The organism is Shewanella glacialipiscicola (assembly GCF_023283485.1).
Taxonomy (GTDB): Bacteria; Pseudomonadota; Gammaproteobacteria; order Enterobacterales; family Shewanellaceae; genus Shewanella; species Shewanella glacialipiscicola.
Genome location: NZ_JAKILU010000001.1, coordinates 165,558 through 180,632, shown reverse-complemented (window position 1 = coordinate 180,632; position 15,075 = coordinate 165,558). Strand labels below are relative to the sequence as shown.

At 44.2% G+C, this 15,075-nt stretch carries 14 protein-coding genes; 11 read left to right on the top strand and 3 right to left on the bottom strand.

Annotated features, from left to right (window positions below; translation table 11 throughout):
- Positions 1–13: 13 nt before the first annotated feature.
- The 3 genes from aat to infA all read left to right on the top strand — a co-directional run bounded on the left by aat (position 14) and on the right by infA (position 1,724).
- The gene (gene aat / locus L2717_RS00750) at positions 14–727 is read left to right on the top strand and encodes a leucyl/phenylalanyl-tRNA--protein transferase (protein WP_220775119.1); all 714 of its coding nucleotides are present in this window, start codon (positions 14–16) and stop codon (positions 725–727) included.
- The gene (locus L2717_RS00745) at positions 714–1,424 is read left to right on the top strand and encodes an arginyltransferase (protein WP_220775118.1); all 711 of its coding nucleotides are present in this window, start codon (positions 714–716) and stop codon (positions 1,422–1,424) included. Before aat ends, L2717_RS00745 begins: the two co-directional genes overlap by 14 nt.
- An 81-nt stretch (positions 1,425–1,505) precedes the next feature.
- The gene (gene infA, locus L2717_RS00740; RefSeq protein WP_006081934.1) at positions 1,506–1,724 is read left to right on the top strand and encodes a translation initiation factor IF-1; all 219 of its coding nucleotides are present in this window, start codon (positions 1,506–1,508) and stop codon (positions 1,722–1,724) included.
- A 116-nt stretch (positions 1,725–1,840) separates the two neighbouring features.
- Here the strand turns inward: infA and clpA are convergent, their stop codons facing one another.
- Positions 1,841–4,108, bottom strand: coding sequence for an ATP-dependent Clp protease ATP-binding subunit ClpA (gene clpA, locus L2717_RS00735; RefSeq protein ID WP_220774904.1), 2,268 nt, complete (start codon positions 4,106–4,108; stop codon positions 1,841–1,843).
- 44 nt (positions 4,109–4,152) lie between these two features.
- Positions 4,153–4,461, bottom strand: a complete 309-nt coding sequence (gene clpS / locus L2717_RS00730; RefSeq protein ID WP_220774905.1) for an ATP-dependent Clp protease adapter ClpS — start codon at positions 4,459–4,461, stop codon at positions 4,153–4,155.
- Between the two features lie 193 nt (positions 4,462–4,654).
- Here clpS and cspD point away from each other — a divergent pair, with 193 nt between their 5' ends.
- On the top strand, positions 4,655–4,861 hold the full coding sequence (gene cspD / locus L2717_RS00725) for a cold shock domain-containing protein CspD (protein WP_076499694.1): 207 nt from the start codon (positions 4,655–4,657) through the stop codon (positions 4,859–4,861).
- 146 nt (positions 4,862–5,007) lie between these two features.
- Here cspD and L2717_RS00720 read toward each other — a convergent pair whose 3' ends face one another.
- Positions 5,008–7,233, bottom strand: a complete 2,226-nt coding sequence (locus L2717_RS00720; RefSeq protein ID WP_220774906.1) for an NADP-dependent isocitrate dehydrogenase — start codon at positions 7,231–7,233, stop codon at positions 5,008–5,010.
- Between the two features lie 357 nt (positions 7,234–7,590).
- Between L2717_RS00720 and rluE the strand changes: the two genes are divergently transcribed.
- From rluE to L2717_RS00685, 7 genes are all read left to right on the top strand, one after another.
- The gene (rluE, locus tag L2717_RS00715) at positions 7,591–8,394 is read left to right on the top strand and encodes a 23S rRNA pseudouridine(2457) synthase RluE (RefSeq protein WP_220774816.1); all 804 of its coding nucleotides are present in this window, start codon (positions 7,591–7,593) and stop codon (positions 8,392–8,394) included.
- A gap of 46 nt (positions 8,395–8,440) precedes the next feature.
- Positions 8,441–8,935, top strand: coding sequence for an NUDIX hydrolase (locus tag L2717_RS00710; protein WP_220774817.1), 495 nt, complete (start codon positions 8,441–8,443; stop codon positions 8,933–8,935).
- Positions 8,936–9,177: 242 nt separating this feature from the next.
- Complete coding sequence (mnmA, locus tag L2717_RS00705) at positions 9,178–10,296, top strand: tRNA 2-thiouridine(34) synthase MnmA (protein WP_220774818.1); 1,119 nt, start codon at positions 9,178–9,180, stop codon at positions 10,294–10,296.
- A 3-nt stretch (positions 10,297–10,299) separates the two neighbouring features.
- A complete protein-coding gene (hflD, locus tag L2717_RS00700; protein WP_220774819.1) occupies positions 10,300–10,917 on the top strand; it encodes a high frequency lysogenization protein HflD in 618 nt (205 codons plus the stop codon).
- Between the two features lie 29 nt (positions 10,918–10,946).
- Entirely contained in the window at positions 10,947–12,317 is a 1,371-nt protein-coding gene (gene purB, locus L2717_RS00695; protein ID WP_220774820.1) for an adenylosuccinate lyase, read from the top strand.
- Between the two features lie 117 nt (positions 12,318–12,434).
- The gene (locus L2717_RS00690) at positions 12,435–13,589 is read left to right on the top strand and encodes a ribosomal protein uL16 3-hydroxylase (protein WP_220774821.1); all 1,155 of its coding nucleotides are present in this window, start codon (positions 12,435–12,437) and stop codon (positions 13,587–13,589) included.
- A 483-nt stretch (positions 13,590–14,072) separates the two neighbouring features.
- Complete coding sequence (locus L2717_RS00685) at positions 14,073–15,071, top strand: sulfotransferase family protein (RefSeq protein ID WP_220775056.1); 999 nt, start codon at positions 14,073–14,075, stop codon at positions 15,069–15,071.
- The last annotated feature ends 4 nt before the right edge of the window (positions 15,072–15,075 follow it).

Here is a 15,075-nt window from a genome sequence, read left to right as displayed (position 1 = left end):
ATCATACTCAATTGTGAAGTCTCTGTCTTTTTTGAATCACGAATTCGAAGCTTTTCCTTCACCCGAACTCGCCTTAACTGATCCTAATGGTTTATTGGCTATCGGCGGTGACTTGCGTCCTGAACGTTTACTCTCGGCTTACTACAACGGTATTTTCCCTTGGTTTAATGAGGACGATCCCATTTTATGGTGGTCGCCCGATCCCCGCGCAGTGTTCATTCTCGGTGAAATCCACATCAGCACCAGTCTGCGCAAGTATTTAAAAAAGCAACCTTGGCGCATCACGATCAATCAAGCGTTCACCGATGTAATGGCCGAATGTGCTCAGCCACGCCTAAAACAAGACGGGACGTGGATCTCTCAAGAAATTCAAATGGCCTATCGCGAACTGCATAACACAGGTCACGCCCATTCCATTGAAGTATGGGAGAATGAACACTTAATTGGTGGGCTTTACGGCTTGGCAATCGGCCAAGTATTTTGCGGTGAATCGATGTTTCACCGTAAGACCAATGCTTCCAAAGCCGCTGTTGCAGCACTGCAACAACATTTAGTTAAAATGGGGTTTAAACTAATAGATGCGCAAATCATGAATCCCCACCTAGAAAGTTTGGGAGCGAAAGCCATTAAACGCATTGATTTTATAACGTTACTGAGCGAACTGAGAAACAATCCCGTGAACCCAATGACTTGGACCACTAAAGAGGTCATTCTTGAACTCGAATAAAACATCGATTGCTATCGGTATCAGCCAAATTTTCCCTTGCAGCTACCTAGATGGTCAGCAAGAGCAACTATTGGTTATTCAAGAAGACACGCTCGATCCGCTTTTATTCGAGCGTTTACTGGCGGTGGGTTTTCGCCGCAGTGGCAGCTCCATTTATAAACCTCGATGCCCACATTGCAGTGCGTGTCAGCCTATCCGAGTGCCAGCGCACGAATTTGTGCCATCGAAACGCCAAAAACGTACCTTAGCCAAAAACCAAGATCTAACATGGCGAGTGACCTCTGAGCAAACCGCTGAACAATACGCACTGTATGAACATTATATTCGTGAGCGACATTTTGACGGTCCCATGTTTCCGCCAAGTGAGGAGCAATATAACCACTTTATCTTTTGCCACTGGCTGTCGCCCACGTTTATCGAAGTCTATGAGGGTGAAAAATTATTGGCGGTTGCTGTCACCGATACGCTGCCCCAAAGTCTTTCGGCGATTTACAGCTATTTTGACCCAGATGAAGAACAACGCTCACTTGGCGCACTGTTAATTTTAATTCAGTGCCGGCTGGCAAAACTGATGGGCAAAGAATTTGTTTATCTCGGATATCAAATAGATGAAAATCGTAAGATGTCTTACAAGCGTTTATATCGCCCTTATCAAATTCTCACGCCTCAAGGCTGGGAGTATTCCCAAGTTTGCTAAGTACTTCCCCTTTACAGCAAGGGGAATTTGGGGCATGATACGCCCGTTTTTTATATTCGAAGGCTAATGGGATAATTATTAATGGCGAAAGAAGACAACATTGAAATGCAAGGCACTATCCTTGAAACCTTGCCAAACACAATGTTTCGTGTAGAGCTTGAAAACGGTCATGTGGTGATAGCCCACATTTCAGGCAAAATGCGCAAAAACTACATCCGGATCCTCACTGGCGATAAAGTTACCGTCCAGCTGACTCCTTATGATCTGACCAAAGGTCGTATTGTCTTCCGCGCACGCTGATATAGCCTCTTAGATTTAAAAACCCGGCAAGGCCGGGTTTTTTTGTTTGCGAAAGATGAAAAAAATGGCTGCAATTGCAGCCATTTTCATATCTAAAAACAATGATTAATCAATCACTAAGCTTTTGTAGTGGCTTTCTCAACACGTTCAGTGCGAATAACAATCTCGCCCTCCTTAACATCCACATGTGCCACGCCGCCTGACTCTAACTCACCGAATAAAATCTCGTCAGCCAATGGACGTTTGATCAATTCGGTCACGACACGTGCCATAGGGCGCGCGCCCATGTTCTTGTCGTAGCCTTTTTCAGCAAGCAAAGTTCTAGCTTCATCGCTGACGTCTAAAGTAACGTGTTTAGCATCCAATTGAGCCTGTAATTCCACCAAAAACTTATCAACCACTTTAGCGATAATCGTCATGTCCAAATGATTGAACCACACGATAGAATCGAGGCGGTTTCTAAATTCTGGCGAAAATACCCGATTAATTTCAGCTAATGCATCTTGGGTATGGTCTTGCTGAGAAAAACCAATCGATTTACGAATGGTCTCTTGCACACCCGCGTTAGTGGTCATCACTAAGGTGACATTTCTAAAGTCTGCCTTACGACCGTTATTATCGGTTAATGTCCCGTGATCCATTACCTGCAATAGCAAGTTATAGACATTAGGGTGAGCTTTCTCGATTTCGTCTAGTAGCACCACGCAATGAGGATTTTTAATCACTGCGTCTGTCAGTAATCCACCTTGGTCATAACCTACATAGCCTGGAGGCGCACCAATCAAACGTGACACTGTGTGGCTTTCCATGTACTCAGACATATCAAAGCGTATCAGTTTCATCCCTAGGCAGTTAGCTAGTTGATTTGTGACTTCAGTTTTACCCACACCGGTTGGGCCAGCAAATAAAAAACTGCCTACTGGTTTTTTCTCTGTGCCTAAACCGCTGCGCGATAAGCGAATAGCTGAACTCAAACTCTCAATGGCTTTATCTTGTCCAAAGACCACCATCTTCAAATTACGCTCAAGATTACGCAGTAAATCTTTATCCGTAGCCGATACCGATTTTTCAGGAATACGGGCCATTTTAGCCACAATGGATTCAATTTCGGCTTGGCCGATGGTCTTTTTGCGTTTACTCATAGGCAACATCACCATACGTGCACCCGCTTCATCAATCACATCAATGGCTTTATCGGGCAAATGCCTATCATTAATATGCTTCGCCGATAATACCGCTGCGCTACTAATAGCGGCTTGAGTATAGCGAACCCCATGATATTCTTCGTATTTAGACTTAAGACCCATTAAAATCTTCGTGGTTTCTTCCACTGAAGGCTCATTGATATCCACCTTTTGGAAACGACGTGCAAGCGCACGGTCTTTCTCAAAAATACTTTGATATTCTTGGAAAGTCGTCGAGCCCATGCAGCGCAGATTACCGCTGGATAGTAAAGGTTTTAACAGGTTAGAGGCATCCATTACCCCGCCAGAAGCTGCGCCCGCACCGATAATGGTGTGGATCTCATCGATAAACAAAATGGCATGTTTATCGGCGGCTAATTCTTTTAGTAGGTTCTTAAAGCGCTTTTCAAAATCACCGCGATATTTTGTCCCTGCCAGTAGCGAGCCTAAATCTAAGGAATAGACCGTCGCTTCTAACATTACATCGGGCACTTGTTTATTGACGATACGATACGCTAGGCCTTCAGCAATCGCAGTTTTACCTACGCCAGCCTCACCCACTAACAGAGGGTTATTTTTACGGCGACGGCATAGGGTTTGAATAGCGCGCTCAATTTCTTGATCGCGACCAATTAAAGGGTCGATATCCCCTTGTTTAGCCAGCTGGTTTAAGTTGGACGCAAATTGCGACAACATGCTGCGCTCTTCACTGCTTTCGCCCTGTTCTTCGACACGTTCTTGATCTTGTGGCGATTCAGCATCGTCATTTTTCGCAAAACCATGGGAAATAAAATTCACCACATCTAAGCGGCTGATATCACAGCGGCGTAATAAATACACGGCTTGAGATTCTTGCTCACTGAAAATAGCGACCAAAACATTGGCGCCATTGACTTCATTGCGACCCGATGACTGTACATGGAATACTGCACGTTGCAGCACCCGCTGGAACCCAAGTGTTGGCTGGGTCTCTTTATCATCGTCAATATCGGCAATGATTGGCGTTGTTTGTTGGATAAAGCTTGCCACTTCATCTCTGAGTTTATCTAGATTTGCGCCACAAGCGGTTAACGCTTCTTGAGCAGCAGGATTGTCGATCAGCGCTAATAACAGATGTTCCACTGTCATATACTCGTGACGCGCGTCTCTGGCTTGCTGAAACGCCAGATTCAAGGTGACTTCCAGATCTTTGTTCAGCATAAGCACCCCCAAAAATTAACAACAGACTACAGAGTTAAGCGATTTTATGCTTTCTCTAATGAACACAGTAACGGATGTTGGTTTTGTCTTGCAAATTGATTTACTTGTATCACCTTAGTTTCTGCAATCCCAAAAGGGAAAACGCCACAGATACCCTTTCCTTGGTGATGAATCATTAACATAATATCGGTCGCTTCCTGCTCATTCTTGCGAAAGAAAACCTGTAAAACTTCAATCACAAAATCCATTGGAGTGTAATCATCATTATTGAGCACTACCTTATACATTGAAGGTGGCATCAACTCAGATTCGACACGTTCTTCAACGTGTTCAATATTTCCTATCTTCGCCATTTTTAATACTAGCCTCTCGTGTTGGCCTCTTCCAATTGTTCTAATCAAATTAATTTGTTGTTACTTACTTGTTAATTTCAGCTTGACTTCCGCTTTTACTCCTTACATTCTGTTGTTCTGACGGTGAAAGAATAATCGTCTACAGCAGTTTTACTATCTTACTGGTAAGTAAACAACAGAAGGAAGTTGAAGTATGGCAAGCGGAACTGTTAAATGGTTCAACAACGCCAAAGGATTCGGGTTTATTTGCCCTGATCAAGGTGGTGAGGACGTTTTTGCACATTATTCTACCATTGAAATGGAAGGCTATCGAACTCTAAAAGCAGGCCAACCAGTTCACTTTGAAGTAGAAGCAGGCCCAAAAGGGATGCATGCGTCAGCCATTTCACCAACAAAATAATCTTTGGTGAGGCCAATGATCTAAAAGGCAGGGATATATCCCTGCCTTTTTATTGGTGAAATACAGTATTCCACTGACACCGAACCCGTTTATATAAAAAAGGACCTGCAATGCAGGTCCTTTTTCTGTTTTGTTAATGGTCAAAACTAACCCATTAGTAGCTTGTTTAACGTTTCGCTTGGGCGCATGGCTTTTTCAGCTTTTGCCGCATCTAAACGGTAATAACCGCCTAAATCGACAGGCGCACCTTGTGCCGTCGCTAACTCGGCCACAATCACCTGCTCATCTACCGCTAACGAGTGCGCTAATGGAATGAAATGCGCTTGTAACTGTTCATCATTCGCTTGCGCGGCAAGGGCTTGGGCCCAATACATGGCTAAGTAGAAATGGCTACCGCGGTTGTCGAGCTCGCCTACTCTTCTTGATGGCGATTTATTGCTATCTAAGAATTGGCCAATGGCTTGGTCTAAGGTATCGGCCAATACTTGTGCTTTAGGGTTACCCACTGTTTGGCTTAAATGCTCTAAAGACGCCGCCAGTGCTAAAAACTCACCCAATGAGTCCCAACGCAAATGACCTTCTTTCTCAAATTGCTGCACGTGCTTTGGTGCACTACCACCCGCGCCAGTTTCAAATAAGCCACCACCGTTCATTAACGGAACGATTGACAGCATTTTTGCGCTGGTGCCCAGTTCGAGGATGGGAAACAAGTCAGTTAGGTAGTCACGTAAAACGTTACCCGTGACGGAGATAGTATCTTTGCCATCTTTGATACGAGTCAAAGAGAAACGAGTCGCTTCTTCAGGCGACATAATGCTGATATCTAAGCCATTAGTGTCATGCTCTGGCAGATACTGCTGCACTTTAGCAATGATTTGTGCATCGTGGGCACGCTTGCTATCTAACCAAAATACGGCTGGAGTATTACTTAAGCGGGCACGACGCACGGCCAATTTTACCCAGTCACGAATTGGCGCATCTTTAACTTGGCACATTCTCCAAATGTCACCCGCTTCAACATTGTGAGTCATTAATACTTTACCGCTAGCATCAACAACGTTCACCACTCCGTCAGCTGGGATTTCGAAGGTTTTATCATGGCTGCCGTATTCTTCTGCTTTTTGTGCCATCAAACCCACGTTAGGCACGCTGCCCATGGTTTTAGGGTCAAAAGCACCGTGTTCTTTACAAAACGCGATTGTTTCTTGGTAAATGCCAGCGTAACAACGATCAGGGATCATGGCTTTAGTATCATGCAGTTGACCATCTGGTCCCCACATTTGGCCTGATGAACGGATCGCAGCAGGCATAGAAGCATCAATAATGATGTCGCTTGGTACGTGTAAGTTGGTAATGCCTTTATCAGAATCTACCATAGCTAATGCTGGACGCGCAGCATAAACGGCGGCGATATCGGCTTCAACTTCGGCGCGGCTATCTGCTGGTAACGTGGCTATTTTGGCATACACATCACCAAAACCATTGTTAACATCTACGCCTAATTCAGCAAAAAGCGTCGCATGTTTGTCAAATATTGGCTTGAAGAATACCTTCACAGCATGACCAAACATAATAGGATCAGACACTTTCATCATAGTGGCTTTCAGATGTAGCGATAACAACACATCTTCTGCTTTGGCGTTTTCGATTTCACGCTCATAAAAGCTCACTAGGGCTTTTTTGCTTAATACTGCCGCATCGATAATTTCGCCAGCCAATAACTTAAGGCCTGACTTAAGCACCACTTCTTGGCCATCTTTTTGCGTCAGCACGATATTCACGCTGCCAACATCAGACAAAGTCACTGATTGCTCGCTACCGTAAAAATCACCGTCGGTCATATGAGCAACGTGTGACTTAGAATCGCTAGCCCATTTACCCATAGAGTGTGGATGTTTTTTGGCAAAGTTTTTGACTGATAACGGCGCACGGCGATCGGAGTTACCTTCACGCAGCACTGGGTTAACCGCGCTACCTTTGATCTTGTCGTAACGTGTCTTAATTGATTTTTCAGCGTCGGTTTTAGGCTCATCCGGATAGTTAGGGATGTCATAACCTTTTTGTTGTAACTCTACAATACACGCTTTTAATTGTGGAACCGAAGCACTGATATTGGGTAATTTAATGATGTTAGCTTCTGGCTGATTGGCTAACTCGCCAAGCTCAGTCAAATGATCTGCCATTTTTTGTGCATCGGTCAGCTGCTCAGGAAAACTAGCAATAATACGGCCCGATAACGAAATATCACGGGTTTCAACCGCAACACCAGCGGCGTTGGTAAACGTTCTGATAATAGGTAAGAGTGAAAGGGTAGCCAATGCTGGCGCTTCGTCTGTTTCAGTATAAATAATTATTGATGAGTTATCTTTCATGTTACATCCTACATTATTGTAAAATTTAATATTTTTTTATAATAATTTTATAGCATGGCAATCAAATTGGGGCACGGTAAAAATATCAATCAAGGCAATCGAGTACACCTAGAACGATTGAATTTTCAATGCCTGTCAACTAATCGCTCACGCTAAACGTGTTACAACGACTCATTAAAAGCGATATACCCAAACCACCACGGAATACTAGATGAGGGAGTTTGGCTATAAAACTTTAGGCACAGATCACATTTTCTGGCCGCCATCATAGAGCATTCGCAATAATATTCAAATTCCACTAAGGGCGAATGCCAAGTACACTAGAGCGACATTAACCGCCAATCAAGTTAGGTAAGCGTGTCTCAACCTCCTGTTAGCAAAAATATCAACAAAAATAAGTCCTCACCTAAACGTGCCAATACTGGCGCAAGCTCCCCTGCCAAGCCTTCGACAAAATCCGCCAACAAAAGATCGGCTAACAGAACCACTGTGGCTGAAGGTAAAGTGCAGCCGGCGCGTAATGCCAATGGCAGTTTAAAGAAAGAACCTTTCAAAAATCCTAATCGTCGTGCAGTCGCCGCTGCCAAACCGGTCGTAAGTCAAACACTTGCACCGATTATCGTACTGTTTAATAAGCCTTTTGACGTACTTTGCCAGTTTACTGATGAACAGGGCCGTAAAACGCTTAAAGATTATATCCCTATCGCTGATGTATATGCCGCAGGCCGTTTAGACAGAGACAGTGAAGGCTTATTACTGCTCACCAATGATGGGCAATTACAGGCAAGACTGACTGAGCCGAAAAAGAAAACCTTTAAAATCTACTGGGTGCAAGTAGAAGGTGTTCCAAGCGAGGATGTGCTAACAAAATTGCGCCAAGGTGTTGAGTTAAATGATGGTATGACATTACCCGCTAAAGTCAAAATCATGGACTCGCCCGATATTTGGCCTCGTAATCCTCCGGTAAGAGAACGTAAAAATATCCCGACCACTTGGTTAGAAATTCAAATCCATGAGGGCCGCAACCGTCAAGTTAGACGCATGACCGCGCATATCGGTTTTCCGACCTTAAGATTAATCCGTTATAAAATAGGTCAATGGAGTCTAGATAATTTGCCATCGGGTGAACACAAGTGCATTCGCCTCGGTGATGAAGTCTAAAATTCAGCCACATTTTTGCTGCTGACATCCACTCCAAGGAGACACCATGAGTCAAAGATATAAACCCAATGTGACCGTCGCGTGTATTATTCATGCGACTTCACAGGACAAATATCTCATGGTAGAAGAGTGGATTGAAGGCGAACAGCGTTTTAATCAACCTGCTGGCCATTTAGAAGCGAATGAGAGCTTGATTCAAGCCTGTGAGCGTGAAGTGTTTGAAGAAACGGGGTTGTCACTCAAGCCCCAAGGATTAGTCGGTATCTATCAATTTAGCGCCAGTGAAGACTTAGCTTTTGTGCGCTTTACCTTTTTCGTACAGCTTAATGATATGCCCTCACCTACGCCACAGGATAAAGCCATTCATAGTGCGCACTGGCTGAGTTTTGAGCAGATAGAGGCGAAGCAATCTTTACTGCGCAGCCCCTTAGTGCTCGATTGTCTAAAAGACTATCTCAACAACGTACAAACAGGCCAAAGCTATCCCCTCGGCTTACTCAATAGTGGCCGCCTCACGATAGCCCAAGCGAGTAAGGCGTGATAGAATACTGCCCCGCATAAACTGCTCGTTAAACTTATGCATGTGCTAGTGCCTGTCGGTCTCAACGTGATGAAAGCAACAGTCACAAATGTGAACCGTCGGCCATAAATGCGGGGGTTTAATGACAGCTGGCACTACACCCATATTTTTCAGTTAGGTTAAGTGTTTTTTGTTACGCGCACGATTTCGTGGCTTAAATTTAACCACCTAACCAACACACATACTCAATGGTTTTAGGATTTATGACATCAATCGAACCCACTCATACAGGAAAAAAAGTCATTGTCGGCATGTCTGGCGGTGTAGATTCATCTGTTTCAGCTTATTTGCTTATGCAGCAAGGCTATCAGGTTGAAGGCCTTTTCATGAAGAACTGGGAAGAAGATGATAATAGCGAGTATTGTGCAGCCGCTGATGATTTAAAAGATGCTCAAGCCGTGTGCGATAAACTCGGAATTAAGCTTCACACAGTGAATTTTGCTGCCGAATATTGGGACAATGTATTTGAGTATTTCCTCGCCGAATACAAGGCGGGCCGCACGCCCAATCCCGATATCATGTGCAACAAAGAAATTAAATTTAAGGCATTTTTAGAATTTGCCGACGAAATCCTCGATGCCGATTACATCGCCATGGGCCATTATGTGCGCCGCCGAGACAATATCGATGGCAACACGCAAATGCTGCGCGGCGTTGATAGCAATAAAGATCAAAGCTATTTCCTTTACACGCTCAGCCACGAACAAGTGGCCCGTAGTCTGTTCCCTGTGGGTGAACTCGAAAAACATGAAGTACGTGAGATTGCTAAAAAAATGGGCTTAATTACCCATGATAAAAAAGACAGCACTGGCATCTGCTTTATCGGTGAGCGTAAATTTACTGAATTCTTAGGTACTTATTTACCAGCACAGCCGGGCAATATCGAAACCCCAGAAGGCGAAGTCATCGGCAAGCACCAAGGACTGATGTACCACACCTTAGGCCAACGTAAAGGCTTAGGTATTGGCGGCATGAAAGATAGCAATGATGACCCATGGTATGTGGTTGATAAAGATCTTGAGCGCAACGTATTGATCGTGGGCCAAGGCGGACACCATCCTCGTTTAATGTCTACGGGTATGACAGTTAATCAACTGCATTGGGTGGATAGAACCGGACCCGTTGATGGCTGCCATATCGTAGTGAAAACCCGTTATCGCCAACAAGACGTGCCTTGTACTTTGACCTACACCGATGAACACACCTTAAAAGTCATATTCGATGAGCCTGTTGCGGCGGTAACGCCTGGGCAATCTGCGGTATTTTATGATGGTGAAGTCTGCCTAGGTGGCGGCATCATAGATCAACTGATCCGAGGATAAAGCGTGAACGAACAACTCGTTAATCGAACTATGGCATTTGCAGGTATATTGCAAGCCATTGCCCAAGTTCAACATTTAGCTCGTCATGGCGAATTAGATAAAGCCGAGCTTGCGGCAAGCTTAAATACTATTCTAGTCACCAATCCCGACAATACCGCTGATGTCTATCAAGACCAAGCGCTATTGCAAAAAGGTTATAAGTTAATCTTGAATCAACTCGGTGACGGCAGCCAAAAAGATGTTGAAATCACCCGCTATTTAGTTGGCGTGTTAGCCTTAGAGCGTAAATTAGTTCGCTCAAGCAGCGGCTTAGCCATGTTAGCCGAGCGCATTAACCAAGTGCATCGCCAGCTACATCATTTTGAGATAACCGATGAACAAGTCATCGCCAATCTTGCCAGCATATACAGCGACATTATCAGTAATATAGGGCCAAAAATCCAAATAACTGGCAATCCAGCCTGCTTGCAACGCCCTATTGTGCAACAAAAAATTCGCGCTCTGCTGCTTGCAGCCATACGCAGTGCTGTATTGTGGCGCCAACTTGGTGGTAAGCGTCGACACTTAGTCTTCGCCCGCAAAGCCATCATAGATACAGCCCAGAAAAGTCTTACCCTATAATAAAATTAGCGTTCATCAAGGAGCTTCACATGGATCTTTCCGCACTAACGGCTATCTCTCCGGTAGACGGCCGTTATGGTAGTAAAACCGCATCATTGAGAGGGATTTTCAGCGAGTTCGGTCTTACCAAGTACCGTGTTCAGGTTGAAATCAATTGGCTAAAGTTGTTAGCTAATTGCCCTGATATTAAAGAAGTACCAACATTAAGCGGATCAGCTATCGCTGTGCTTGATGGAATTAAAGATAATTTCAACGAACAAGATGCGCTGCGTGTTAAGGCTATCGAAAGCACCACTAACCACGATGTGAAAGCGGTTGAATATTTCATCAAAGAAAAAATCGCCGGCAATGCTGAGTTAGCAGCTGTTGGCGAGTTTGTTCACTTTGCTTGTACTTCTGAAGATATCAATAACTTAAGCCATGGTTTAATGTTGACTGAAGCCCGTGAGCACGTATTACTGCCCTACTGCAACGAGTTACTAACTGCGATTAAAGAGCTGGCGATTGAATATCGCTCTATGCCATTAATGTCACGCACCCATGGCCAGCCTGCTTCCCCATCAACACTGGGTAAAGAGATGGCAAACGTAGCAGTACGTCTTGAGCGCCAAATCAAACAAATCGCCAGTGTTGAAATCATGGGCAAGCTGAATGGCGCCGTAGGTAACTACAATGCTCACATCTCAGCCTATCCTGAAGTTAACTGGCATGAACTGTCTGAACGTTTTGTGACTAGCCTTGGTCTGCATTGGAATGCGTATACAACTCAAATTGAACCGCATGATTATATTGCTGAGCTATTTGATGCGGTTGCCCGTTTCAACACCATACTGATTGATTTTGACCGTGATATTTGGGGTTATATTGCCCTTGGTCACTTCAAACAACGCACTATCGCCGGTGAAATCGGTTCATCAACCATGCCACACAAAGTGAACCCCATTGATTTTGAAAACTCTGAGGGTAACTTAGGCATTGCGAACGCTATAATGCAGCATTTAGCCGCTAAGCTGCCGTTATCAAGATGGCAACGTGACTTAACTGACTCAACGGTACTGCGTAACTTAGGCGTGGGTATTGCCCATGCGTTGATCGCTTATCAAGCAACCTTAAAAGGCATCAGCAAGTTAGAAGTTAACGAAGCGCATCTGCGTGATGAATTAGATCACAACTGGGAAGTGTTAGCAGAACCCGTGCAAACGGTAATGCGTCGTTATGGTATTGAAAAACCATACGAAAAATTAAAAGAACTGACGCGCGGTAAACGTATCGACGCGCAGCAACTGTCAGTGTTTATTGACGGGCTTGAATTACCAGACTCAGTGAAAGCTGAACTGAAGAAAATGACGCCTGCCAATTACATTGGTCGCGCCGAAACGTTTGTCGACGAACTTAAGTAAGCTATTGACTGAAATTAGTTATTAGCTGAAATTGGCGACGGACAATACTCTTTCTTAAACAGAAATAAGGATTAAGGCGACTCACATCCCCTAGATGTGGTCGCCTTTTTTAACACTATGTATACACTCAATCTCGATATCGCCCAGTTTCTTAGTGAGTACTGGCAAAAGAAACCTCTGCTAATCAAAAATGCTTTCCCACAGTTTGAAGATCCGATCAGCGCCGATGAATTAGCAGGTCTGGCCTGTGAAGAAGAAATCTCTTCACGTATCGTTGTCACTAAAGATGATAACTGGGAAGTGGTGCAAGGCCCGTTTGAAGATTACGACAACTATGGTGAAACCCATTGGCAATTATTAGTGCAAGCGGTCAACCATTGGTACCCCGATTCTCAGCCATTGGTTGAAGCACTACGCTTTTTACCAGACTGGCGCTTTGATGACTTGATGGCATCTTTTGCCACCCCAAGTGGCGGTGTGGGCCCACATGTTGATAACTACGATGTATTTATTATTCAAGGCGAAGGTCAGCGTCGCTGGACTGTGGGCGACAACACGCCGCAACAACGCCGTGGTGGCAATCCCAACTCGCCGCTGGTTGAAGACTTCACGCCAATTATCGATGTGGTACTAGAAAAAGGCGACATGCTTTATATTCCACCTGGTTTCCCGCATTGCGGCGAAACTCTGACAGTGGCAATGAGTTACTCGATTGGTTTCCGTGCACCAAGCCAGCAAGAATTGGTCAGTGAAGTCGCCGATTACCTGCTCGATAATAACTTAGGTCAGCAGCGTTTCACCTCGAAAACTGAACCGAGTTCAGCCGGTATCGTCAGCCAAGATCATCAAGTGGGTATCATGTCACTCTTGAGCGAGCTGAGCCAAGATCCCAATAGCTACCAAATCGTGTTAGGTAAACTACTCAGCCAGAACCGTTTCGAGCTTGATTTGTGTGAAGGCGAAGAAGCTTACTGCATTGAAGATTTGCAAGATGCGTTTGCCCAAGGTGCAGGCCTCAGCCGTATTGGTGGTTTGAAAGTATTGCGCCTTGAAAATGACTCCGCGCCGCGATTATTCATCAATGGTGAAGTGTATGAGCTGCTAAATACACCAGCAGATATCATCGTGCTATTGAGCGATAAAGTGAGCTTAAACGCCGATGAAGCAACAGAGCTATGTCAGCACGAAGAAGTCCAAACCTTATTGTTGAAACTCATCAATCAAGGTTTTTATTACTTAAGTGATAGCGACTTAAACGATAGCGAAGAGTAATACTCATAGCGCATTCGTCTGTGACAAGTTGAAAATAAAACAGTATTAAAACAAATGCCGCTCACTCTCCTGAGCGGCATTTTTGTTAATTATTTGCAACTAATTTGATTTGATTACTCATCAAAGCTTTATTTTTGCGTGCGCATAAGATGAGTTTTTAGCATACGATTATCGGGCTAGCCAACATTGTATTATTGTCTTAGCAAATTAACGGCCAGCTTGAAATCACCTGATGAGAAAAAGCCGATACCCTGCCCCACCGCATAAACCTAACCATATATATCTAAAGGTAAAAAATAAAATCTATTAACCGTGTTGAGTTACCCGCCATCAATCCCTCTGCATTATTGACGATAAAAAATCTTGCTTAACCGAACATTTTATAAAAAGGACGATGCCAACATCTTAACTTGGTATTTTGAAGTCAAAACCGTGTTCCTGTATGCTGTAGCCAAATTGTTATGTTGATACGGAGTAACACGATTGAGTGCTTGTTTTGATCGCCCCATAATTATTCTGTCTGCGCCTCGCTCTGGTAGTACCTTGCTCTTTGAAGTGCTGTCCCAGAATACCGCTCTATGTACGATAGGCGGCGAAAGCCATGCTGTTATTGAAACGATTCCTGAATTAAATGTAGCAATACGTGGTTTTCACTCCAATGCGTTAAATCAAGAAGATGCAACGACAGATATTATTCAACAGTTGCAAGAAGGGTTTACTGCACAACTGCGCCACGCAGACGGCTCTGGTGTTTCATTGTCTGATGCGCCCATACGTTTTTTAGAAAAGACCCCTAAAAACAGTTTACGTATCGACTTTTTAAACCAAGTATTTCCTGATGCCTTGTTTATCTATTTAGTCAGAGATCCTAAGGAAAATATCAGTAGTATCATGGAAGCATGGCGCTCTAATCGCTTTGTAACATATCCCCAATTACCAGGATTTGGTGATTGGTCTTTATTACTGCCAGCGAATTGGGCGCAGCAAAAAGGCAAAACGCAACAGGAAATCGCCGCGTTTCAGTGGCAGCAGGCAAATGATGCCATCATGACAAGTTTACTCAAGCTGCCTAAATCCCGCTGGCACCTATTAACTTATGCTGATTTAGTGGCGAAGCCTAGTCAGCAACTGGCAGCGATTTGCCAGTTTTGTGATATTCCCTTTGATAGCTCATTCCAGCAAATTTGTGCAACCAGCCTGCCCTACTCTCGATATACCATTTCAGCACCAACACCCAATAAATGGCTTACTAATGCAGCTGAAATACAACATGTATTTCCCGAGGTTAAATCGACTTTAAGACAAATTAATCAATTACTGGTGGAACGAGCAATTGAACCATTATCTGAGGAAGGCATTACGCTAAAGGACCATCAAGAGTCAATTCATCCCAAAGTGTTATATCAGGACATAAGTCGAAATGCGTTGTGCCCATGCCATTCGGGCAAGCGTTATAAACATTGCCATGGCACATTTATTTAACCGG